We start from the raw sequence: 23,639 nt of genomic DNA on the forward strand, positions 1-23,639 counted from the left end.
ATACATACTGACAACAAAAAAATCTGTAGATACAAATCAACAGATGAAATCAGTAAATGCATGTTGTGTATCGCTCCATTATTGGATGCAATCACCCTGCTCTATGGATAGAGTAGCCAAAATAACACAAAAAAACAATAGGAATTTCTTATTATATTGGTTAAATTTATCATTTTATAAGTCATTACCTTTTTTTTATAAAATATTCTATATAATAATAAGATGCATAACTTCCAAAAAAGGTACTTTTATCAACTGAATTCATGCACTGAGCGAATACTGCTTTGATGTTATAAAATTATTGTTTATGAATATTTAAACAGAATCAATATTTTGGGGTTTGATAGACTTTTTTAAAATAAGACGACCCGCTCATGATGAGAGCTTCGATCTATGGATACCGCTTTTCCTTTTAAAAACGAGATATTTGCTTGCCCATATCAATGTTACCTTTCCATTTGTAGATCTTTAGTTTAACGGATCAAATTGTGTATCAAGAGCGCTAGCATAGTATAAGATATGGATATCAAAAATCCGTTAAACTTGATCAAGTTTAACGGATTTTCTATGTTACCACTGTTTATTGATTTACTAATGATACCGATTCCTCTAACTTGTCTATCCTCTAAATCTTGATATCAGCCGAATAAATAGTGACATTATCTGTATTCGTTCGAATCAATAGCGATCCATCCGAATTCAAGCTTTCTGCTATACCTTCAATCAAAGATTGTGGTGTTCGAGCTGTTATTTTTTGTCCGATGAGACCAGATAACGATTCCCACTTTATCCGAATGGGATCAAATCCCTTGTATAAGTACAATTGATAATAGTCTTCTAATTCTTTCATTACATTGGCAATCAGAGTTGCCCTTGAATACTTTGTTTTCCCTTCAATGGAAAGAGAAGTTGCAATGTCACTTAACTCTGAAGAAAAATCATCTGGTTCCTGATTTACGTTTATACCTATTCCAAGGATAACATAGTTTATTTTGTCCTGATCTCCTCGTAACTCTGTTAAAATGCCACAAACCTTTTTACCTTCAATAAGAATATCATTGGGCCATTTGATTTTAACTGGAAGTTTTGTCGTTCTACGAATAGCTAGGCAAACCCCTACTGATGCAAGTAACGTTAGATGGGCAGCTTGTTGGATAGGAATGTTAGGCCGTAAAATAAGACTCATCCATATTCCGGTTCTCGGTGGAGAATGCCAGTTACGTCCTAACCTTCCCTTTCCTTCTTGTTGTTCATCTGCTATGACAAGTGACCCTTCCTCAGCCCCTGCCCTTGCCCACTGATGTGCTAATATTTGTGTAGACTTTGCCACTGGCTCATACCGTAAATGTTGCCCAAAATTTTCGGTCTGTAGCTCATTCTTTATTTCTTCTGTCGCAACACGATCTGGCCGATAAATTAAACGATATCCTTTCCTTGGCTTTGCATCTATTTCATAACCTTCGTTTCGTAATTCTTCAATATGTTTCCAAATAGCAGCTCTGCTAACTCCTACTTTCCTACTAATTTCTTCCCCGGACAAAAAATTAGAACGATCTTCTAGTAGGACGGATAGGATTTTATGACGTAAGGCCTGCCCCATAATTTCCGCCTTCCTTTTCTAAAACTACTTTTATATTTTGAATATATCCAAAAGCGACTTGTTGATATAGATATTGTAATGTTTCTTTTAACCAAGGACCAGCAGGTTTTCCTGTTACACGAAGAAGATCATTGCCATTTATCGCTAATTCAGAAAAGTGATGGATAGGCATCTGCTTCCACCAACTGTCAAATGGCAGGCTTACATTTTGTTTCCTAGTTATATACTGCCACAATCTCTGTGCTTTTTGTACCATATCGATATGATAGTGTAACAGCAACAACTTTCCTCTCTCGATTGTAATATCTGTATCCCAAGTAGAAATCAGAAAAAGAAGATTAAGCAATTCCCCTTTTTCTGTATTGGAAAACTTAAATTTAGGAATTACTTGCGAAATGTTTGCAAAACAAACTTGTTTGCTTATGTCATTTTCGCGAAAAACAAGATATAAAAAATAAATCCATTTTTCTTCTGAACTTTTTAATTTGTCCAAGACGCCCCATTCTTGATCTGTAATATTGGTATCCCTTATTGTATTATAAAATGGAGGCAATTCTTTTACCAGATAAGTCTGTACTAAAGGAATCAATCCTTTTGAAGAATGTTTTGCTTTCCATATCTTACTAAATTCCACAACTACTCTTTCGACTGCAAGATGATTGGCATATGATTTGCATTTTTCAATAGCCTGAAGTGTCGTTGCATCGATTTGAAAAGACAATTGAGCTGCAAATCGGCACGCACGAAGCATTCGAAGTGCATCTTCTGCAAATCGTTCCTCCGCTTTACCTACTGTTCGAATCCATCCTAACTCCAAGTCCTTTTGACCATTGACAAAATCATATACTTTACTTTGATGGTCCATCGCCAATGCATTAATAGTAAAATCTCTGCGCATCAAATCATCTTTTAACTGAGATACAAACTGGACTTCATCTGGTCGTCGATGATCCACATAAGATCCTTCTATTCGGTAAGTGGTTACCTCCATAACTTGTTTATTATAAACAACCGTTACCGTGCCATGTTGCAAACCAGTGGGGATAGTATGAGAAAATAAACTTTGCACTTTTGAAGGTAAAGCATTCGTTGTTATGTCATAGTCAGCAGGTTCTTTTCTTAAAAGTTTATCACGCACACATCCTCCTACTAGATATGCCTCATAACCAGCTCTTTCAAGCTTTTTTAAAACCTTTTTTGCAGCATATAACTGCTCATTCATTTTATTTTTCCCCTAACACACGCTTATACAATGCTTCATACTGATCCACTATACGATCAGCACGAAATTCTTGATCAACCCGATGCAATCCATTTTGAACAAATAATTGATGCATAGCATCATCCTTTAATATTTTTATCGCATCGTTTGCCATATTATCCACATCACCTAGCTCAGCTAAATACCCGGTTTCCCCATGAATGACTACTTCTGGTATACCTCCAATATTTGCACCTACTGTTGGAACTCCACAAGCCATTGCTTCTAAAGCAACCAATCCAAAACTTTCTTTGGCTGATGGTAGAACTAATAGATCAGCTATCGACATAAATTGAGCAACATCATCCTGTCTCCCCAAAAAATTTACTTTGTCATGTAAATGAAGAGATTGTACCAATTCGTGAACAGAAGACCATTCTGGGCCTTGTCCAACAAGCAAGAGCCTAGCAGGGATTTGTTTTTGAATTTTGTCAAAAACCTTTATTACATCATGTGGTCTCTTTACAGCTCGAAAATTAGAAATATGAATAATTAATTTTTCATCTGGACACACATAGTTATCTCGCAAATACCGAACATTTCTTGGGTGATACGTACGCTGATCAACAAAATTATAAATTCGTTCAATTTCTTGATCTGCACGGAATAACTCTTGTGTCTGTTTTTTTAAGCTTTCTGATACAGCAGTTACAGCATCACTTTGTTTCATACCAAAACAGATGATATTGTGAAGTGTTGGGTCTTCACCCAACACTGTAATATCCGTCCCATGTAATGTTGTTACTACCTTCAAATGATCTCCTACCATTTGTTTTGCTAAAAATGCAGAAACTGCATGAGGAACAGCATAATGAACATGTAACAAGTCCAATTCATATAATTTGGCTACTTGTGCCATACGGCTTGCCAGAGTTAAATCATAAGGTGGATATTTAAATAGGGAATATCTGCTTACTTCTACCTCATGGTAAAATATATTTTGTTTGAAGCCACCTAAACGAAAAGGCATATCATACGTAATAAAATGTATTTCATGTCCACGTTCTGCTAGTAATTTCCCTAATTCTGTTGCGATTACACCAGAGCCACCATGGGTGGGATAGCAAGTAAAACCAATTTTCATGATGGATTCTCCTTACAATAGGTAGCTTAATGAAATAGCTCGTGCACTAACCAATGCTTCCCCGTAAGTAACTCCAATTTGTTGTCCCCAAAGTCTATCTCTTCCTTCAATCATGCCAAAAAAGTTTGGTTTATTTAGAGGAGTAACTGCATTGTTCTCTTGTCGCCCGAATTGACTTTGATACGCATTAAACGCTGCAATCTTTTGCTGGTAAACCGACCCTATATCTACAATAACATCCGCATCTGCAAGGTCATTAATAAAATAATGGTATACTTTGCTAACACGATGTATCTCTTCGTTACCAGGTGTAATTATCTTTTTAATTCCAGCATCAAATATTGCTTCATTTACTAATCGATTACATGCCACATGATCTGGATGACGATCCCGAAAATAGGGTGTGAAAATTATTTTTGGTTTCAATTGTCTAATAATCTGTGTGATTAACAAAATTTGTTCTTTGGTCCCACTTAGGCCTCTATCGGGAAAACCAAGGCAATACCTTGCTGTCAAACCCAATGCTTCCCCTGCTCGCTCTGCCTCTATTTGCCGATTTTCTACTGTTCCATTTGAAGATAATTCTGCATAAGTAAGATCACAAATAGCAGTCTTAAAACCAGCCCTTACGTGTTTTGCTAGTATTCCACCTGCACCCAATTCCACATCATCTGGATGTGCTCCAAAAGCTAAAATATCCACTTTGTTCATGATATTACTCCTATACTTCCATAATATTTTCTAGACCATAAATCAACTCATTTAATTCAAGTACCTTCTCTACAGCTAATTGTACTCCTGGCATAAAAGATTCTCGATTTAAAGAGTCATGTCGAATAGTAAGAAGCTGTCCTGTCCCTCCAAACAAAACTTCTTGGTGAGCAACTAAACCCGGTAATCGTACACTATGAATTCGAAATCCATGATATTCTGCTCCTCTAGCACCTTCCCACATTTCCATTTCACTTGGATGACCTTGTTTGAGTTGTTTGCGACTTTCGGTAATTAATTCTGCTGTCTTTAACGCCGTACCAGAAGGAGCATCCAATTTGCGATCATGATGAGATTCAATAATTTCGACATGTGGTAAATATTTAGCTGCTTGAGCAGCAAAACGCATCATAAGAATGGCACCAACAGCAAAATTAGGAGCAATAATCCCCCCTAAATTAGCTTGTTTGAATTCCATTCTTAAATGATTCAATTCCTCTTCTGTGAGCCCGGTTGTTCCTACCACAGGGCTTACACGAAATGCACAACAAATCTGTAAATGTTTCCTAATCATTTCCGGATTGGTAAAATCTACTACTACATCCGTTTGATTTGCTTCCAGTGCTTCTTTCAATGAAGCATAATACTTTGCTCCGTTTATTTCTTGGTCAGCATATGTACGAGAGACAGCACCTACGAGCTGAAAATGTTCGGTACGTTCAATTAGCTTTACAACTTCTTGACCCATTTTCCCAGATGCTCCTGCCACGATGATGCGAATCGTCATGATGTATATCTCCTTCTATTTTCTGGTCCATCTGTCTTTATCACGTGTATTATATTTTTCCATTACTTGTTCAAATGCAGATTCAAGGCTAATCCCCAACGAATTAGCAAAACATGAGATAATAAATAACAAATCTCCAAGTTCTTGTTCGATCGTATTTTTATCTTCTGTAGCTTTTTTAGGTTTTTCACCATACTGATGGTTTACTTCTCTTGCAAGTTCACCCACTTCCTCTGTCATCCTTGCAAGCATGGAGAGAGGATGAAAATAACCTTCTTTAAACTGACCTATATATCGATCTACTTCCTTTTGCATTTCATCTAATGTTTTTTTCGTCATGTGTTTCCTCCTTACCCATCCATGTTAGACCACTAATTCCATCTCGGCAACTATTGAAAGGAATTTTGGGAACCCTATAATAGAATAAGACACAATAAAATACGACACAGCATAAGAAGAAAGAGGCGAACACATTGCAACTATTTTTATTTCATCTTCGTAACTTATTGGCTATCTTTGTCGGAGGTTTTATTTATTCACTTGGTATCAATAGCTTTGCCCTAGCTAACAAGCTAGCTGAAGGAGGATTCACCGGAATTGCCTTGATCCTATTTTACTATTTTAAGTGGTCCCCTGGGCTAGTGATATTTATATTAAACATTCCCTTACTGGTTATTGGATATAAAGTTTTTGGGAAAAAAACATTTTGGTACACCGTTGTAGGTATAGCATCCGTATCGGCATGCTTGGAATTAACTAAAAATTGGCAGAAACCTACTGATGACCTCTTATTAGCAGCTTTATTCACTGGTGTCTTAGTCGGAATAGGAGCTGGTATTATTTTTCGAGTAGGTGGTACATCTGGTGGAGTAGATATCATCGCACGACTGATGGACCGTTATTTCGGCTGGAATCTTGGCCGTACTTTCTTATTGTTCGATTTTACCGTCATCTTAGTGTCCATCTACTTGATTGGTTTGGATAAAGCCATGTATACATTAGTAGCTGTATTTGTTGGAGCAAAAGTGATTGACTATGTTGTAGAAGGAGGAAAAACGGCAAAAGCTGCTTTTATTATATCCCATTCTCCGCAACCATTGGCAGAATTGATAACAGAAAAAATGGATCGAGGTGTTACAAAGTTAAAAGGTACTGGTGGGTACACAGGACATGAAAAAGAAGTATTATATGTTGTAGTATCTCTCCGAGAAATGCCTAAATTAAAAAATATTGTTCATGGAATTGATCCCCATGCTTTTGTAGTTGTGAATGATGCACGTGAAGTTCATGGAGAAGGATTTTCTTTCGAGCGCACCTCCATTTAAAAAAGATAGGCTTACATACCGCCTATCTTTTCCTTCACATGGCGGATTGAAGTCTTTTTCGCCAAGAAACAAACGTTAAAATACCAATGATAATCACACTAATAATGGATAAAAAAGTGGAGATAGGAACTTTACCATTTGGATTCGTCACAGCCAGTACATCTTGCTCAGATCCATAAAACAAAGGGAATAACAACTTCTTCAATTGGCCTAGTGCTACTTGCTGATGATCTTTATTGGAATCTCTTTCTAGAAACAAAAACAACGAATCCACTTTTTGTACAGTGATTGGACTTTTGGTCACTACTAGAGCTGGGCGTAAGATGACATAGTGATTATGTAAAATATTCAACTCTTCTCTTATATCTTTGTTCTGTGTACTATCCACTAACATTTTATCTAATTGGCGCTTTAAAACAAGATAATAAGATTGCCACATAGGCTGATTAGAATGTCTTGTAGCATCAAACGTAATGAGCAGTCGCTTCGCATAAAAATTTAATTCGTTTGGATTGGGAGTAATACGATTTAGTCTCCCTTCCAAATCGATAATACAAGTGGAAAGCGCTTGAATAGCCTGTACACTCAGCTCTTTTTCCGCAAAATTAGAACGCGAGAACTGCTTTGCTAATTCATCTAATTCTTGTCTTGCTTCTACATATCTTCCCGCATCTACTTCTTTGACAATGCGTGTAGCTGAAGAGGTCCACTGTTTAGAATCCGATATCATAAACGCTTGTTCAGCATCTACCATATTCGGATAAAAGAAAAGACTAAGTATTACTATACAAAATATTCGTACCAATAAGATCACCTTTTTCAAGTCTTATTGGTACAACTTTATGCTTCTATGTCTATAGATTAGAAGTCGTTTCTGATCTTCTTTTTTCTATAAATATGGAAAATAAAAAAATCGAAGTGAAACTGAGTAACAAGGTAAACCACCCGACTAGGTGATCATATACTTCCAAATCTGAAGTGAGCCAAGGATGTATATCCAAACCATAATCAAGTGCATCATTTAGTAAAGTCCATAAGGAAACTAAGACTATTTCTCGATAACGAAAAGAAAATATCGGTGCGTAAATAAGTGCTTGTATAGCCATTCCTAAATGAGAAAACATCAGCATGTAATGTTCCCACGTGAGAGAAGGAATAAAACCATCCGGTGATAGCATTGCTCCCCATAAAATCATCACCACTGCCCATATTCCATATTTAAATAAAGTAATAGCTGCGAATGCTTCTAACAATGCACTTTTTTTCTTGAAAAGGTAGAGAAGCAGGACACCCGTGAAAAATAAACTAGCAGTTGGGCTATCAGGTACAAAAATTAGTAGCTCCCATTTTGTTTGCTCCAACTGATTTCCATACCAGTAATACCCATATATAGAACCTATAAGATTAACAACAAATAAAATAGCTAAAAACCATTGCTGTTTTCTCCAGCTTAAAAATAGATGTAGTGCATGCATACTATGTCTCCTCTATAGAAAGAAACCCCGGATATCCGGGGTTTTTGTAATTACAAGAGTACAACTATATCTTGTGTGGTAAAAACAATAACTTTATTTTTGTTTTTGTTTCATCAGCCAATCCACCAAGATTTGTTGTTGTTGAGGTGTTCCTTGAAACATACCAGCTGGCATTACGCCACCTTTACCCTCATTAATGTAAGTATGAAGTTGCTCGGCAGTCCGGCGATTACCTACCCCCAAAAGAGGAGGCCCATTCTTCCCTTGCAATTGATCACCGTGACAACGTATACATGCATTTTCAGAATAAAGCTTTTGCCCTTCCGAATTAGCATCTACTACCTTTTTATCCACAGTTGGACTACCAACAGAGGACTCTAATTGTGTTACGTGCTCTGCTTCTGCAGCCCATGTAAGCGCAATACAAGAAACAAGAGAAACAAGCATCAAACCAATTGTTACTGGACGTTTGGATGGGCGACGTTCTTTACTTCTATCCAACCAAGGAGCCAGTATCAGAGAAGTAAACAGAATACCTGGTAATATAAGTGTTCCCACAATTACAAATGGCCCAGAAGCCCACTTGTACTTTAGAAGCTGATACATGAATAGGAAATACCAGTCTGGAACTGGTAAAAATCCGGTGTTTGTTGGATCAGCAATATCACCCAGTGGCGGTTCTTCTGCCATGACCAATGTCATAAATCCAACTAAAAAAACAGCTGCAACCATCCACTCTTTCAATAGAAAATCGGGAAAAAATGCTTCCGATTTACTTGGAAACTCCGTATAGTCCGGCGGATACATCTTCTTCCGGTTAGCACGTACGCGAGAGTCTCCAACATAGTGGACTTGTTCTTTATGGTTTCCATCTTGATTATGTGCCAAGTGGATTCCCTCCTCCCGCAAAGTTTATAGTGGTCCGGAAATACCTTGACGACGAATAAGTATGAAGTGTGCTCCAAGTAGTGCAAGAAGTGCCGCAGGGAAGAAAAATACATGAAGAGCAAAGAAACGAGCAATCGTTTGTGCACCTACAATGTCTCCACCTTGCAAGAACGTAGCAATATATGGGCCAAGATACGGTACCGATGCAGCGATCTCTACCCCTACTTTTGTCGCGAAGTAAGCTTTGTTATCCCAAGGCAATAAGTAACCTGTAAAGCCAAGGCCTAACATAACAAAAAAGATTAACATGCCTACGACCCAGTTGAATTCACGAGGATGTTTATACGAACCTGTGAAAAAGACTCGAAGTGTGTGTAAAAATAACATCACAATGGCAACGCTTGCTCCCCAGTGGTGCATACCCCTGACTATCGCACCCATTGCTACTTCATTTTGCAAAAATTTCACACTGGCATGTGCATTGATAATATCAGGAACATAATACATGGCAAGAAACATTCCCGACAAAATTTGAATAACTACTACAAAAAAGGTAAGTCCTCCAAAACAATAAATAAACGCCGAAAAATGATGGGCTGGATTCACATGCTCTGGAACCTCATGATCTGCAACATCACGCCAAAGAGGCGTAATATCTAATCGTTCGTCCACCCAGTCGTATATGGCGCGTAACATAAGCACGTCACCTCCAATCGGAAAAAAACATTATGTCTTCATCAAAGGACCAATCAACAACTTACCATTTGCTTCTTTTGTTTCGTAATGATCAAGCGGTTTCGCTGGGGGTGTACCTGGTACATTCGTACCATCTTTGGTATAACGCCCAAAGTGACAAGGACAGAAAAAAGTATTAGGAAATTGAGGGTTCGATTCCCAAGATACTGTACATCCAAGGTGTTTACAGACAGGGGAAAGTGCTAAGATCTTACCTTTGTCTCGTAAAACCCATGCAGTCAATACTTCATCAAAAGAGTACCAACCGTCTTTTTTGTGCACTTTAAACTGAACTGATTTTGGTTTATCTGTTACTTCTGAAAGTGGTAAATTTACATCTATAAAATTACCACCGCCACCCTTCTTAAGAGCAGGGTCAACAGCAAAACGAACCATAGGGAACAGCATTCCAGCACCTAGGAAACCCGCCGTACTACCTAATGTATACGTCAAAAACTGCCGACGGGAAATTTTCTTGCTCACGACACATCCGACCTCCCTCTATAACAACATCACCGTCCAACGGACTGGAACCTTACATTATTAGGACATGAAATACTTTACTAGGACATATCCATGATAGCGAAACGGTAAAACAAAAGTCAAGGAATCCGATAGGATGTTTTCAAAAACGAAAAAATGAAAATCCTCTCTGTTTAAACAGATTGCCAAACGGTTAGTATTTTTTCATATAATCGCTCTAATTCTATGTCTTTATCGACATCTTTTTTTACTTGTAAAACATGAAAGGAAGAATCTATATTTCCTATCTCACATGTCTGTTCTAGTATTACCAAGAAGCGATAATGAAATCCACTATGTACCAATCCTTTATCCATACTTAAAATAGTATGGGTGATTAGCTTTTCATCTTGTCCAATGAAACTACAGGCTGGTAATAATAACATCCTCCCTATTAATCTTTTCTCCAATTCTTCTGTTATGTACTCAATCAAGCTAGCTTCTTCTAATTTTAACTCTTTTTGATTCATTTGATACTGATAAATAGGTAAACATATTGTGTCTAAGTATGGCGCAAGTGAAGACCAATTTGTTTCTCTTTGCTCTAATAAACGCATGTGTTATCCTCCAAAAATAAGTAGCTCAGCATAGCTGAGCTACTTATTTGTTTGCTTATTTGCTCTCTTCAACCAGTTTTTTGAGTTCTTTGCTTAGTTTTAGAAACATAGCTTTATCTTGATTCATAAGTGATTCATCTATTTTAGTGTACAATTGCTTTTTTTGAAACCTGCGTACCGATTGATCGAGAAGCATCTCCGCAAACAGACTGAGCAACTGGTCTTGCACCAAGTCTTGTCTTTCCATGGGATTACCCTCCAATACGGCGGCAAATTTAGGACATGTTGTCCTATCCTGAAAATACAACCCAATATATATATCTTCATCCGGGAAAAGTTGCAGATCATAAAATACAGATTCTACATCTGTACCAACACGCTTTTTTCGAGAAAACTGAAAAGGTGGCATATCTGAACACTTTGTTGAAATAATGATTGACTTAGGCAATAATGACACATGTTCTACAAAATGAACTCTCGCGAGTAATTCGTCTTTTGATGATAAGTAACTTAACAACCATGCTACTTCCCTTTTACGGAGCTCATGATGTCCTAAAAACCAATGAATAAACTCCTTTTTCTCTGAAACAGTTATGGTGCTCAATACCCACCCTCCCAAATGATAGTCACCGGTAATTATCTATTCGACAATCATAGGGTCAATCCCTACCATGAATAAAAGCAACATCAATGACTTTCTCTTGGAAAACGGATACATCAGAAAATATTTTTTCACCTGTAGAGGTAAGTGTCAGAAATTGTTCACCTGTGCTCTCTTCTCCTATACGCAGTACTCCCAAATGAGCCAGCATCTTTAGAATACGTGCAAAAAGTAGTTCTTCTGACTCATAATAGAATGGATGGAGCCAAGGAGCAACAATTTCTTTGATTGTTTGAACTGGAAACCACCCCAAATGTGCTAGAGAACCAACCCACTTTAATACAATTGGTAAATTAGGAATAGGTCTTTTATACAACCTTATCCAGAACCGGTAGAGGTTAATGATCAACTCTTCCTTGCCGGTATCAAATATATTCCCGAAATTTTGTTCTGTTAAACGCAAATATCCTTCTGGAGTTTCTTGGAAATATTTCTCATAAAATGCAAAATCGTATAGCAAAGAAAATCGATCCGGATAAAAATGGTAACTTCTTCCGAATCCGAATCTAGGGCCTTTTCCACTTAGGAGATTTTCAGATATTGCAAATGTATCCATCATCTGACGCAATTGATTTCGATAAATACCCCCACTATCTGTTGTTCGGACAATTTGCTGCCTTAAAAAATCCAAAAATTTCTTTAGATCATGGACAACTTCGGTGCCTTCATCTCGATAATAAAGAGGTGGTCGAATCATCACATAATCACGAAACGGAGCTAGGAAGCAGTTAATTACTTGTTTTCTCGTATCGGAAGGAACATGATATAAATAGTGTGTACGCTGAGAATACCCTTGAAAGAGCCAACCTCTTTTGATTGCTTTTATAACAAAGTTTCTAGGCACTCCTTCTTTTTTACAAAGTGCAGCCCTCCCTTTGGCAAGTAATTCTTCCATTGTAAAAGCAGATGCAGTATCAAATACGAGCAATTGTAAAAAACGCGATTCTATATCTGGTAAATCCTTTAGTTGTTTTTGATAATTTTCTTTGGTTCCTAATTTGGGTAGCAAGGAACGAATCAGATCATACTTTGAGTGAGTCGCCAGTTCTTGTCCATGATAAGTACGATTGAGTTGCCTCAATTGTTCTATGCTTGTATACGTCAGCCATTCTGCAATACGCAAAAGAAAACTCCCCTTTCGGACCAAACTTCACAGTTCCAGTTTGGACGAAAAAGGGGAAAGATAGACAAAAAAAGAACCGTTCTTCCGAAAACGGTTACATAAATTGTATTATGGAAAGGAATAGAGAGAAACCATACTGTAAAGATAGTATAAGTGGATAATTTGAAAAAATCAAGCTACTTTCCCAAAATTCCCTTGTATTTTTATTTTTTTAAAATTCATCGTGAACAGACTACACATTCCTCAGTATAATATATTTCCAAATATAAAAAAATAATATTATCAAATATCCGATATCCCACCTGATGAAAATCTCATTTATCCTTTAAATTACAAGAACGAAAAATAGAAACGGAATAATATCCATCTTCTTAAAAAAAATTTCCTAATTCATTTTTTAAAGTTATATTGATTTCAAATGTAAGTATATGTTACAAATGAGATAAGTATCTTTCGAATCTACCATTAAAGGGGGATGCCAATGGTTCAATCCATTGACCGAGCGATGAAAATTATCCAACTTCTGATTTCCGATCAACAAAAAATGTGTTGGCCTATTTCAGAAATAGCGGATCACACTGAATTACCTTTGAGCACTGTACATCGCCTACTCAGTAGCTTGGTTCAATATGAACTTGTAACCCAAATCCCCGAAACGAAGCAATATAAAATAGGGAATAAATGGATGGAAATTGGTTTAGGAATGCTTGAAAACTTAGATTTTCGTGTCGTGGCACGACCTTTTATGGAACAACTATCTTTAGAAGTAGAAGAAAGCATATATTTAAATATCCCTAATCAAACGGATTCTATTATTATTGAACGAATAGATAGTCCATTAAAAGTTCGTATCATCGATAATCTCGGAGAACGAATACCCCTATCTATCGGTGCTGCGAATAAAACCATTCTTGCCAATATGCCAAAAGAAAAAACACTAGAAATATTACAAACATTACAAGTGCATAAAACAGAACGGGAAAAAATTTTAGATCAACTTTCCCAAATTGCTAAATCTGGTTATGCTATCAGCTATGGAGAAAAAACAGAAGGTACCGCCTCTGTTGCCTCCCCTATTATCGGATTTCAAAATCAAATAATGGGCGCACTAAGTATTGGTATCTTAAATTACAACATTACAGAAGAGCGAATAACTTTTTTAATTGATCGAGTAAAAAATGGAGCAGAACAAATTTCAAAACGACTAGGCAAAGCAAACTAATTTTTTTCACCAGATAACGGAAAAGTTTTCCGTAATACGGAATGAAATGAGGATCCAAGATGAGTAAATGGCAAACCAAAGAACAGTTATTAGATTTACTGTGTGATTTAGTAAAAATCCCTAGTGTTACTGGTAGCTCAGCAGAAATAAAATTCCCTAAACATGTACACAATGAATTAAGCTCTCTACCTTACTATCAACATCATCCTGAACACCTTCGGTTATGCCCTACAGGAGATGGTCGAGAATTCCTTATGGCACTTGTAAAGAAAAACGAAAGCGTCCAAAATACAGTTATTCTGGTAAGTCATTTCGATGTAGTCGATGTAGAAGATTATGGACTTTGGAAAGAAAGCGCTTTCGATGCTAAGCAATTAACACAGCTCTATTACAATCATAAAGATGAGTTGTCTCCTGATATTCAACAAGAATTAGAGACAAGTGAATGGTTATTCGGAAGAGGAACTATGGACATGAAATGCGGATTAGCCATGCACATGTCTATCATTGAGCAAGCTACATCTGGTACATTTGATGGTAATATTCTATTACTTACTGTTCCTGATGAAGAAGTAAATTCGATCGGCATGAGGAAAGCTGTTCCTGCTTTATTAGAGTTTGCTGAAGAAAATGAATTAAAATATAAAGCTGTATTAAATTCCGAATCGATGTTTACACGTTTTCCTGGAGACCAAAATAAATACATCTATACTGGCACGATCGGAAAAGTATTGCCAGGTTTTTTATGTTATGGTCAAGAGACACATGTTGGCGAACCATTTCTCGGACTGAATGCGAACTTTATGGCTTCACAACTATCTTCTGAATTAGAGTTGAATACCGATTTTTGCGAGGTAGTCGATGGAGAAGCAACCCCACCTCCTACCAATTTAATTCAAAAAGGATTAAAAAAGGATTACTCGGTACAAATCCCACATCGTGCCGTTACTTTATTTAATTTATTTGTATTAGAAAAGCAAATGGACAGTATTGTCCAATCCTTAATGGATTCGGCAAAAACAGTTGCCAAAAACATCGAAGAAACATACTCCAAACACGCCAAAAACTATGTTCAATACGAACCTTATACACCACAAAACGTAAACGTTCGTGTTTTGACCTATCAAGATCTACTAGATTATGCAATCGAGAAATACGGAAGAGAACAAGTACAAAAAATCGAAAAGCGAGTATTATCACAAAAAGAAAATCACCTGGATGAACGTGAATATACGATCGAACTAGTAGATGAACTAGCGATACTTTGCAAAGAACTAGCACCAATGATGATACTATTTTTCGCACCACCCTACTATCCTGCTATCTGTTCACGTAATCACCCACTGATTAAACAAGTCACCACCGAAATGATTGATTATGCCAGACAAAATCATGAAATCTCCTTGCAAAAAATAAATTATTTCGGAGGCATTTCAGATCTAAGTTATGTCGGATTACAGTATCCCATTACATCATTGCAACCTTTTGTGAAAAACATGCCTTTATGGGAAAAAGGATACTCTGTCCCCTTAAAAGAATTAGAAGAATTTGATGTTCCTGTCATTAATTTAGGTTCTGTCGGCAAAGATGCTCATCAACGGACCGAACGCCTTGATATCACCTATACGTTTGAAACGTTGTATGATCTTTTGCCTACCTGTATTCATAAGCTACTCGAAAATAGAGAATAAAAAAAGAAAAACACCCTTTTGAGTATAGAGGGTGTTTTTCTTTTTTTTACAATTGCTTCAATAAATCATAGAATCCAGGAAAAGATACTTGAATTGCTTCAGCATTGTTAATCGTTACAGGCTCATCCGTAGCAAGACCTGCAATCGCCATCGCCATCCCTATTCGATGATCGCCATGACTGTCGCAAACCCCACCTCGAAGTGGAGTGGGACCATCGATAATAAGACCATCCTCAGTTTCCACAACTTGGGCACCTAGCTTGCGGAGCTCGTTCGCAGTAGTAGTAATACGATTTGTTTCTTTCACTTTAAGCTCTGCTGCATCACGGATGATCGTCTTGCCTTTCGCTTGCGTCGCTACAACAGCGATGATCGGAATTTCATCGATCAGACGAGGAATGAGATCTCCACCAATCTCCACTCCTTTTAATTCGTTACATGTGATGGTAATGGTTCCGATTGGTTCTCCTGATGATTCTCGTAGATTTGTTACCTTTATTTCAGCACCCATCGCCTTAAATACATCGATAATACCAGTACGAGTTGGATTTAAGCCAACATTTTCAATCGATAAAATACTGCCAGGGACCATTAAGGAGGCTGCTAAGAAAAAAGCGGCAGAGGAAATGTCACCTGGCACAGTAATTCTTGTGGCTGTAAGGTGTTGGCCTCCTGAGATAGATGCTCCATTTGTTAACCGCTCTACGTCTACTCCAAAAGCACCTAGCATTCTTTCTGTATGATCACGAGAAAGAGCAGGCTCTAGAACTGTAGTTTTCCCCTCGGCTGATAAACCGGCCAAAAGAATAGCAGACTTTACTTGAGCACTGGAAACAGGACTCTCATATGTAATCCCCTTTAGAGAGCTTCCTTCAATCGTAAGAGGTGTAAATTTCCCATCTTCCCTACCTGATATCTTCGCTCCCATAAGACGAAGAGGGTTAACGACACGATCCATTGGTCTTTTTCCAATAGATGCATCTCCCTCCAATGTGCTTGTGAACGAAGTACCTGCTAAAATTCCCATCATCAAACGTATCGTAGTACCAGAATTTCCTACGTCCAATACAGTATTTGGTGCCTTTAAACCTTTAATGGACTCTCCTTTTACTCTTACACTAGTCGGTGAAGTCTGCTCTACTTGTATCCCTAGCTTTTTAAAGCAAGCGATAGTAGATAAACAATCCGCACCGGGAAGAAAACCTTCGATCATTGTGATTCCTTTTGCTAGAGAACCAAACATTATGGCGCGATGGGAAATAGATTTATCACCCGGAACCGTAATTGTCTTTCGAAATGGCTCAATTCGGTTACTTATTAATGTGGACATGGTGATCCTCCTTGGTATTTTCCGTATAAGTGGTATAACCTGCTATTTCTAAAATCGGAATAGCACGCTCATAATCTTGTAATTTACGAAAGGTTAGACGAAGGATACCATGAACTTCTTCTCGATTCTCCATGATGCTAATATTGCTTAGGTTCACCTTATGTTCTCCAAGCAAAGTGGCTATCTGACCGATAAGTCCCGGCTCATCAGGAATATTTATATAACATTCATATATAGGAGCTAATAGACCACGCTTTTTATCTGGTAAACCTTGCCGTAAATCACGGGAACGAGCAAAGATCGTTTCAATCCACTCTGCGTCTCCTCTATCAATGGCTTGTTGAAAATCGGACATTTGTTTAATCCAATCATCTAAAAGAGGTAACAGTTTATCTCTATTGCTAAGTAATATATCTCTCCACATGACAGGATGACTAGCTGCAATACGTGTCAAATCGCGGAATCCACCAGCAGCCAACCGATGGAACCATCCATTGGCATCATTATAATTACCTACTTGAGCAACTAATCCAGTAGCTATCACATGCGGCAAATGACTGATAGCACCTACTACCATATCATGATATTCTGGATCCATAATGACCAGTTGCGCGTGTGTGGCTTGTTTCAATATTTGGCTTAATCCCTCCACATCAGCTAAAGATGTATCCGGTTCTGGAGTCAGTACATAATAGGCGTTCTCAAACAATAAAGAATGGGCAGCTTGAACACCAGATCGATGTGAACCAGCCATGGGATGTCCGCCAATGAAGGTATAACCTTGTTCCGTTAACATTTTTCCATAGTTCGAAATTTCAGCTTTGGTACTTCCTACATCACTGATTATTACACCCTTTTTGAGCTGAAGACCAGCTAACTGCCTGATATAAATTCCGATCTGACCTACTGGCACAGCAATAAATATAAAGTCGGCATGATGTACAGCTTGTGAGAGTTTGGTATAACCTTCATCTACTACCCCTAGTCGAATTGCTTTTTCAATTGTATCGGAATAGGTGTCAAAACCGATCACTTGGTAGTTTGTTCTTTCTTTGAAAGATAAAGCAAGAGAACCCCCAATCAGGCCAACACCAAGAATCGCAACTCTCTTTCTCATGTGACAACCCTACTTTTTTTCTCCTGTAAATAACTATTCAATCCAATAAGGAAAGCTTCATTTTCTTCTTTTTTACCAATTGTTACACGTAAATAGGTCGGAAAACCTAAAGCTTTTCCAGATCTTACAATAACTCCCTGTTTCAGCAGATACGAAAATGCCTCATCCCCATCGTAACCTGTATCAATTAGTAAAAAATTAGCTTGGGATGGGTAGTAATCGATATTCCATTCATCTAACTGTTCCATCACTTGTTTCATACCTAATCTATTTTGATTTCGGCAGTAGACAACAAAAGTCTCATCTTTTAAAGCTGCAAGAGTAGCTGCTTGCGCCAAGCGATTTAAGTTAAAAGGTTCACGAACACGAGATAGTTGTTGAATCACTTCGGGATGTGCTATACCATATCCCGCACGAAAAGAAGCAAGTCCATATATTTTTGAAAAGGTACGCAATACAATAATTCTAGGGTTGTAGTCCAATAACGATAATGAATCAGGGTATGAATCATCTGTAACATATTCGAAATATGCTTCATCGATTACAACCAAGACATGTTCTGGTAATTGATCAATAAAAGAGTTCAGTGCATCATGATCAACGAAAGTACCAGAAGGGTTGTTAGGATTACATATCCAAACCAATCTGGTTTTCTCTGTAACAGCTGCTAACATTGCATCTAGATCATGTTTCCCGTCTTTTAGCGGAACTTCTACTGGTACAGCTCCTTCAATCCGGGTTGCAGTCCCATATCTTGGAAAAGTAGGGGTGGCCATGACTGACTCTATTCCTGATTCTAAATAGGCACGTGCTATCATTTGAATTACTTCATCTGAACCATTTCCAAACACCAATCTACGTTCATCTACTTCCAACGATTCAGCCAATTGTTTCCGAAGCATAGGAGCATCATCTTCTGGGTAAAGATGAAATTGTTCTTTGATTTGTGTCAGAGCTTCCCATACCTTTGGTGAACAACCAAAAGGATTTTCATTGGATGCTAGCTTGATTACTTTTTCCAATCCAAGTTCTCTCTTCACTTCTTCTAATGATTTCCCTGGTTGATATATAGGTAAGCCTTGTATCGATTTTTTGGCTGATATCATGATTAATCCCCCAACTTACTTATTTTCTATCTATCTTACTAGCTTAGAAGTTTCTTGACAAATCCACGGATAGTATTTAATGCAACTTGCTTTTCATCTTCCTTACAAAGTGCTTGTTCCATCTCTGTAACTTGTTTTACAAGTGCACTTCCAACAATCACCCCATCAGCTTTTGTCCGTAATTCTTGCACTTGTGATGCCGTAGAAACACCAAATCCAACAGCAATAGGCACCCTACTACTGGATCTTACTTGTTGTAAAAATGAGTCCAAATTCGAAGCAAAACTTTGCCTTACCCCTGTTGTTCCTAAAGAAGAAACACAATATACAAAACCTTTGGCAGTTGCAGCTATCTTAGCAACTCTTTCTTCTGAAGTAGGAGCAACTAATGGGATCAAATCCAAACTCACCTGTTCCAATTGCGTTCGAAGTAAATCACTTTCTTCATATGGTAAATCTGGTACGATGAACCCTGAAAAACCCGCTTTCTCAGCATCTATCGCTACTTTTTCTAATCCGTATGATAACAAAGGATTATAGTAGGAAAACAAGATCAATGGGATAGTATTCCCTTGATCACGAACGGTTTGGGCAATCGCGAAAACATCCGACAATGTTATTCCATTAGACAATGCTTTTTCTGCGGCAAGCTGGATGATTGGACCATCGGCAACTGGGTCTGAAAAAGGTACTCCTAATTCAATCGCAGTTACACCTTCTTCTGCTAACAAATGAATGAGATCAATCGTAGCTTCAACAGAAGGATAACCTGCAACTAAATATGGTATTAAATTGGTTTGGTTGGTTTGAAAAGCATTCGCTAATCGACTCACTCCGATTCCCCCTGAAAATATTCTCGAATCGTTCCCATATCTTTATCGCCACGACCAGAAAGGCAAACTAATATTTTTTCAGCAACACTGCCTTGTGAAGCTAAACGTACAGCTTCTGAAAGTGCATGGGCAGATTCAATAGCAGGAATGATACCTTCTAATCTGCACAATAACTTAACCGCTTCCATTGCCTGTTCATCTGTTACTGCTGTATAACGTACTCTTCCTATTTCTTTTAAATGTGCATGTTCTGGTCCAACTCCTGGATAATCCAATCCCGCTGAGATAGAATGAGCTGGAATAATCTGTCCATTTTCATCATGTAAGATATAACTAAAGGAGCCATGTAACACACCAGGTCTTCCAAGACTCAAACTAGCTGCGTGTTCATTTGTATCCAATCCCTTACCTGCTGCTTCCACACCATGGATCTTTACTGCACTATCTTCTACAAAAGCAGTAAACATTCCGATCGCATTACTACCTCCACCTACGCATGCAACAACATCCGTTGGCAAACTGCCAGTTTGTTCTATCATTTGTGCACGTGCTTCATCACCAATAACTCGCTGAAAATACTTTACCATCTGTGGATATGGATGAGGGCCCACAGCTGAACCGATAAGATAAAAAGAATCCTCTACTGCTGCAACCCATGCACGCATCGCTTCATTTGTTGCATCTTTTAGTGTTCTTGAACCTGATGTAACAGGAACCACCTCGGCACCTAGTAATTCCATACGAAAAACATTTTGAGCTTGTCGTCGTACATCTTCTTCACCCATATAAACTTTGCATTCCATTCCTAACAAAGCAGCAATCGTTGCAGAAGCGACACCATGCTGTCCCGCACCAGTTTCAGCAATTAATTTTCGTTTACCCATTTTCTTCGCAAGAAGTGCTTGCCCAATCGTATTGTTAATCTTGTGTGCACCTGTATGATTTAGATCTTCCCGCTTGAGATAGATTTCAGCTCCTCCAGCAAATTCGGTCAACCGTTTAGCAAACGTTAACGGTGTTGGCCTTCCAGAGTAGTTTACCAATAAGTCTCGCATTTCCTTTTCAAAAGTCGGATCATTTAAAATCGATTCAAATCCTTGTTCTAACTCTAAAACAGCATTCATTAATGTTTCTGGTACAAATCTTCCACCAAATGCCCCAAATCTACTGCTCGATTTTGTCATGCTGTTTCATCCTCTCTATAATTTTGTTCATTTTTTGCGTATCTTTTTTGCCATTTGTCTCGATTCCAGAGGATAAATCAATTCCATCTATTTCATAATCCCTTATTAAGTTTTCTATATTGGACTCATTCAATCCACCCGCTATCCAAAGTGGCAATTGTAATCGCTCAGTTAATTGCTTTGCTACTGGAATGCAACTCCAATCAATAGTAGTTCCTGTTCCACCTGCGGAATGATCCAGTAAAACTACATCAATATATCCTTCATAAAGAGGGATCTTTTGTATTTCTTTCTCCGAAAAAACTTTGATAATCGGGATTTGTTTGTTTTTCTTGATCTGCTGACAAAAAGCCGGTGTCTCTTGACCGTGAAGCTGTACCATAGACAACCCTAGAGAGGCAGCATTGTTCACTTCTTCTAGAGTAGGATTTTGAAACACTCCTACCTTTTCTATCTGTTTTGGAATCAGAGGTATCATCGATGTTAATTGAAGCAAGGATATCGTGCGTTTACGATCAGGTACTAATATAAATCCGATAGCAGAAACAGCATGAGAAACAGCAGTTTTCACGTCGTCTTTTGTTCGGAATCCGCAAAATTTTACCGAGATTTGCTTAATTGCTGTTCACCTACCGTCTTTAATTCTGCCACTGCTCTGGATGGGTTCTCGTGGCGCATAAGAAACTCCCCCACTAAAACTCCATTAATATTCGCATTTGCTAACGTTTTTGCATCTTCTAAAGAGTGAATGCCACTTTCACCAATGACTGGTACATTCGTGGTAATAAAGGGACGTAAGTGACTTGTAGTAACTAAATCTACTTCTAAGGAATGGAGATTTCTATTATTGATACCAATAACATCCGCGTCTACATGGAGTGCGGTATCCACCTCAGATTCCTCATGAATCTCTAGTAAAACCTCCATGCCTAACTGATGTGCTAAGTTGGCTAAATGAATACAAGTAGTGCGGTCTAGAAAAGCAACAATTAATAAAATCGCGTCTGCACCTAAAAACTTACTCTCCAGCACTTGTAGAGGGTCAAGAATAAAATCTTTTCTTAAGACAGGTATCGAAACTGCTTTTTGCACTTGCGTGAGAGATTCAGATTTGCCATGAAAGTATTCAGTCTCTGTCAATACAGAGATAACGTTTGCGCCTCCTCTTTCATAACTCAATCCTTGTTCAACTGGATTAACATTCGATGCAATGATCCCTTTAGAAGGAGATGCAGGTTTGACTTCAGCAATAACCGCAAAGGAAGAAGATTCAATTGCATTACGGAGAGAGCGGCCCTTTGGCATGGATGCAGCAATATCCCAATCCGATTGGTTGTACTTTTGTTCGAGTATTGCAATTTCTTTTTGTTTGATCACTTTCATTTTTTCAAGAAACATGCGATTTCACCTCTTGGGAGATTTGAGCTACTTGGCGTAATTTCTGTAGTGCCAAACCAGAATCGATTACATCTGCTGCCAATGAAATACCAGCTTGTAACGAGTCTGTCTTACCAGCCACATATAAAACAGCTGCAGCATTTACTTCTACAATGGAGCGTTTTGCACTTTTCTTCCCCTGCAAAACCTCGAGTATAATAGCTGCGTTCTCTGTTGGTGTCCCACCTTCTAATTCATGGATAGAACTCGACGAAATGCCTAGATCCTCAGGAGTAATGGTGTAGGTTTCCACTTGCCCATTTTTCAATTCACTAATCTGTGTCGGAGCTGTCAATGTAATTTCGTCTAAACCATCTAATCCAGAAACGATAAGTGCATGTTTTGTACCGAGAGCCTGAAGTACTTTTGCCATTTTCTCTGTGTATTTCGGAGAAAACACACCTATCAACTGCCGTTGTACATTTGCTGGATTCGCTAATGGTCCAAGAAGATTAAAACATGTCCGAAAACCCAAAGCCTTTCGAGTAGGCATCACATGTTTCATAGCAGGGTGATATTGTGGAGCAAAAAGAAAACAAACACCAGTATCTTGTAGTTGTTTACACGCTTCATCAGGTGTTAAATCTAGTGTAATCCCTAATTGTTCTAAAACATCTACACTACCACTTTTACTCGATACAGCGCGATTTCCGTGTTTAGCAATAGAAACTCCTGCTGCTGCCGCAACAAAAGTAGTGGCAGTAGAAATATTGAACGTTTTTCCCCCATCGCCACCAGTTCCACAAGTATCTACGCTATCCGCAATAACACGAGGCAGAGAAGTCGCATATGCTTTCATGCCTTCTACTAATCCAATCAATTCCTCTACTGTCTCACCTTTTATGCGAAGAGCTGTCAACAAAGCAGCAATCTGAATGTCATTTAAAGAGCCGCTCATCATCTGTTCCATCAAATAAAATGTTTCGTTTTTTGACAAATCTTCTCCCTCTAGCAATCGATTGAGTAATGTTAAAAACATATTTCTATTCT

25 protein-coding genes are annotated in these 23,639 nt (G+C 38.1%); 3 read left to right on the top strand and 22 right to left on the bottom strand.

Features of this window, described 5'->3' with window-relative positions; all coding sequences use genetic code 11:
• Positions 1–625 precede the first annotated feature (625 nt).
• From A3GQ_RS0103520 to A3GQ_RS0103545, 6 genes are read right to left on the bottom strand one after another with little or no spacing between them, the layout of a single operon-like run.
• On the bottom strand, positions 626–1,600 hold the full coding sequence (locus tag A3GQ_RS0103520; RefSeq protein ID WP_028775876.1) for a biotin--[acetyl-CoA-carboxylase] ligase: 975 nt from the start codon (positions 1,598–1,600) through the stop codon (positions 626–628).
• Positions 1,578–2,822, bottom strand: coding sequence for a CCA tRNA nucleotidyltransferase (locus A3GQ_RS23295; protein ID WP_051271165.1), 1,245 nt, complete (start codon positions 2,820–2,822; stop codon positions 1,578–1,580). The genes A3GQ_RS0103520 and A3GQ_RS23295 overlap by 23 nt, the downstream gene beginning before the upstream one ends.
• 1 nt (position 2,823) lies before the next feature.
• Complete coding sequence (gene bshA / locus A3GQ_RS0103530) at positions 2,824–3,945, bottom strand: N-acetyl-alpha-D-glucosaminyl L-malate synthase BshA (protein WP_028775877.1); 1,122 nt, start codon at positions 3,943–3,945, stop codon at positions 2,824–2,826.
• 12 nt (positions 3,946–3,957) lie between these two features.
• Positions 3,958–4,656 carry a bacillithiol biosynthesis deacetylase BshB1 gene (gene bshB1 / locus A3GQ_RS0103535; protein WP_037463927.1) on the bottom strand — a complete coding sequence of 233 codons (699 nt, stop codon included), beginning with the start codon at positions 4,654–4,656 and terminating at the stop codon, positions 3,958–3,960.
• 10 nt (positions 4,657–4,666) lie between these two features.
• A complete protein-coding gene (gene dapB / locus A3GQ_RS0103540) occupies positions 4,667–5,443 on the bottom strand; it encodes a 4-hydroxy-tetrahydrodipicolinate reductase (RefSeq protein ID WP_028775879.1) in 777 nt (258 codons plus the stop codon).
• Between the two features lie 15 nt (positions 5,444–5,458).
• On the bottom strand, positions 5,459–5,782 hold the full coding sequence (locus A3GQ_RS0103545) for a nucleotide pyrophosphohydrolase (protein ID WP_028775880.1): 324 nt from the start codon (positions 5,780–5,782) through the stop codon (positions 5,459–5,461).
• 134 nt (positions 5,783–5,916) lie between these two features.
• Between A3GQ_RS0103545 and A3GQ_RS0103550 the strand changes: the two genes are divergently transcribed.
• Entirely contained in the window at positions 5,917–6,768 is an 852-nt protein-coding gene (locus A3GQ_RS0103550) for a YitT family protein (RefSeq protein ID WP_028775881.1), read from the top strand.
• A gap of 34 nt (positions 6,769–6,802) precedes the next feature.
• Here the strand turns inward: A3GQ_RS0103550 and A3GQ_RS0103555 are convergent, their stop codons facing one another.
• The 8 genes from A3GQ_RS0103555 to A3GQ_RS0103590 all read right to left on the bottom strand — a co-directional run bounded on the left by A3GQ_RS0103555 (position 6,803) and on the right by A3GQ_RS0103590 (position 12,729).
• The gene (locus A3GQ_RS0103555) at positions 6,803–7,573 is read right to left on the bottom strand and encodes a sporulation protein YpjB (RefSeq protein ID WP_028775882.1); all 771 of its coding nucleotides are present in this window, start codon (positions 7,571–7,573) and stop codon (positions 6,803–6,805) included.
• A gap of 49 nt (positions 7,574–7,622) precedes the next feature.
• Positions 7,623–8,243, bottom strand: a complete 621-nt coding sequence (locus A3GQ_RS0103560; RefSeq protein WP_028775883.1) for a DUF1405 domain-containing protein — start codon at positions 8,241–8,243, stop codon at positions 7,623–7,625.
• Positions 8,244–8,336: 93 nt separating this feature from the next.
• On the bottom strand, positions 8,337–9,131 hold the full coding sequence (locus tag A3GQ_RS0103565) for a menaquinol-cytochrome c reductase cytochrome b/c subunit (RefSeq protein ID WP_028775884.1): 795 nt from the start codon (positions 9,129–9,131) through the stop codon (positions 8,337–8,339).
• Between the two features lie 24 nt (positions 9,132–9,155).
• Complete coding sequence (gene qcrB / locus A3GQ_RS0103570; protein ID WP_028775885.1) at positions 9,156–9,827, bottom strand: menaquinol-cytochrome c reductase cytochrome b subunit; 672 nt, start codon at positions 9,825–9,827, stop codon at positions 9,156–9,158.
• A 30-nt stretch (positions 9,828–9,857) separates the two neighbouring features.
• On the bottom strand, positions 9,858–10,349 hold the full coding sequence (locus tag A3GQ_RS0103575) for a QcrA and Rieske domain-containing protein (protein ID WP_028775886.1): 492 nt from the start codon (positions 10,347–10,349) through the stop codon (positions 9,858–9,860).
• A gap of 173 nt (positions 10,350–10,522) precedes the next feature.
• Positions 10,523–10,945 (bottom strand): DUF2487 family protein, encoded by a 423-nt coding sequence (locus tag A3GQ_RS0103580; protein ID WP_028775887.1) that lies wholly within the window; start codon positions 10,943–10,945, stop codon positions 10,523–10,525.
• 55 nt (positions 10,946–11,000) lie between these two features.
• The gene (locus A3GQ_RS0103585) at positions 11,001–11,549 is read right to left on the bottom strand and encodes a ReoY family proteolytic degradation factor (protein ID WP_051271167.1); all 549 of its coding nucleotides are present in this window, start codon (positions 11,547–11,549) and stop codon (positions 11,001–11,003) included.
• A gap of 55 nt (positions 11,550–11,604) precedes the next feature.
• Positions 11,605–12,729, bottom strand: coding sequence for a hypothetical protein (locus tag A3GQ_RS0103590; protein WP_028775889.1), 1,125 nt, complete (start codon positions 12,727–12,729; stop codon positions 11,605–11,607).
• A 481-nt stretch (positions 12,730–13,210) separates the two neighbouring features.
• Here A3GQ_RS0103590 and A3GQ_RS0103595 point away from each other — a divergent pair, with 481 nt between their 5' ends.
• On the top strand, positions 13,211–13,951 hold the full coding sequence (locus A3GQ_RS0103595) for an IclR family transcriptional regulator (RefSeq protein ID WP_028775890.1): 741 nt from the start codon (positions 13,211–13,213) through the stop codon (positions 13,949–13,951).
• A 59-nt stretch (positions 13,952–14,010) separates the two neighbouring features.
• The gene (locus tag A3GQ_RS0103600) at positions 14,011–15,642 is read left to right on the top strand and encodes a M20/M25/M40 family metallo-hydrolase (RefSeq protein ID WP_028775891.1); all 1,632 of its coding nucleotides are present in this window, start codon (positions 14,011–14,013) and stop codon (positions 15,640–15,642) included.
• Positions 15,643–15,688: 46 nt separating this feature from the next.
• On the opposite strand, the gene aroA is transcribed toward A3GQ_RS0103600, so the two are convergent.
• The 8 genes from aroA to trpD are packed head-to-tail and all read right to left on the bottom strand — an operon-like array spanning position 15,689 to position 23,628.
• A complete protein-coding gene (gene aroA / locus A3GQ_RS0103605) occupies positions 15,689–16,972 on the bottom strand; it encodes a 3-phosphoshikimate 1-carboxyvinyltransferase (protein WP_051271168.1) in 1,284 nt (427 codons plus the stop codon).
• On the bottom strand, positions 16,953–18,089 hold the full coding sequence (locus tag A3GQ_RS23300; RefSeq protein ID WP_051271170.1) for a prephenate dehydrogenase: 1,137 nt from the start codon (positions 18,087–18,089) through the stop codon (positions 16,953–16,955). Before A3GQ_RS23300 ends, aroA begins: the two co-directional genes overlap by 20 nt.
• Positions 18,086–19,192 (bottom strand): histidinol-phosphate transaminase, encoded by a 1,107-nt coding sequence (hisC, locus tag A3GQ_RS0103615; RefSeq protein WP_156877565.1) that lies wholly within the window; start codon positions 19,190–19,192, stop codon positions 18,086–18,088. Before hisC ends, A3GQ_RS23300 begins: the two co-directional genes overlap by 4 nt.
• Positions 19,193–19,233: 41 nt before the next feature.
• Positions 19,234–20,028: a tryptophan synthase subunit alpha gene (trpA, locus tag A3GQ_RS0103620; RefSeq protein ID WP_028775894.1), complete on the bottom strand. Its 795-nt coding sequence runs from the start codon at positions 20,026–20,028 to the stop codon at positions 19,234–19,236.
• Complete coding sequence (trpB, locus tag A3GQ_RS0103625; RefSeq protein ID WP_028775895.1) at positions 20,025–21,212, bottom strand: tryptophan synthase subunit beta; 1,188 nt, start codon at positions 21,210–21,212, stop codon at positions 20,025–20,027. The genes trpA and trpB overlap by 4 nt, the downstream gene beginning before the upstream one ends.
• On the bottom strand, positions 21,193–21,831 hold the full coding sequence (locus A3GQ_RS0103630) for a phosphoribosylanthranilate isomerase (protein ID WP_083964090.1): 639 nt from the start codon (positions 21,829–21,831) through the stop codon (positions 21,193–21,195). Before A3GQ_RS0103630 ends, trpB begins: the two co-directional genes overlap by 20 nt.
• Positions 21,813–22,610 carry an indole-3-glycerol phosphate synthase TrpC gene (trpC, locus tag A3GQ_RS0103635; protein WP_028775897.1) on the bottom strand — a complete coding sequence of 266 codons (798 nt, stop codon included), beginning with the start codon at positions 22,608–22,610 and terminating at the stop codon, positions 21,813–21,815. Before trpC ends, A3GQ_RS0103630 begins: the two co-directional genes overlap by 19 nt.
• Positions 22,600–23,628 (bottom strand): anthranilate phosphoribosyltransferase, encoded by a 1,029-nt coding sequence (gene trpD / locus A3GQ_RS0103640; RefSeq protein ID WP_028775898.1) that lies wholly within the window; start codon positions 23,626–23,628, stop codon positions 22,600–22,602. Before trpD ends, trpC begins: the two co-directional genes overlap by 11 nt.
• Positions 23,629–23,639 lie beyond the last annotated feature (11 nt).

The sequence above is a fragment of the Shimazuella kribbensis DSM 45090 genome (assembly GCF_000428065.1).
In the GTDB taxonomy this organism is placed as follows: Bacteria; Bacillota; Bacilli; order Thermoactinomycetales; family Thermoactinomycetaceae; genus Shimazuella; species Shimazuella kribbensis.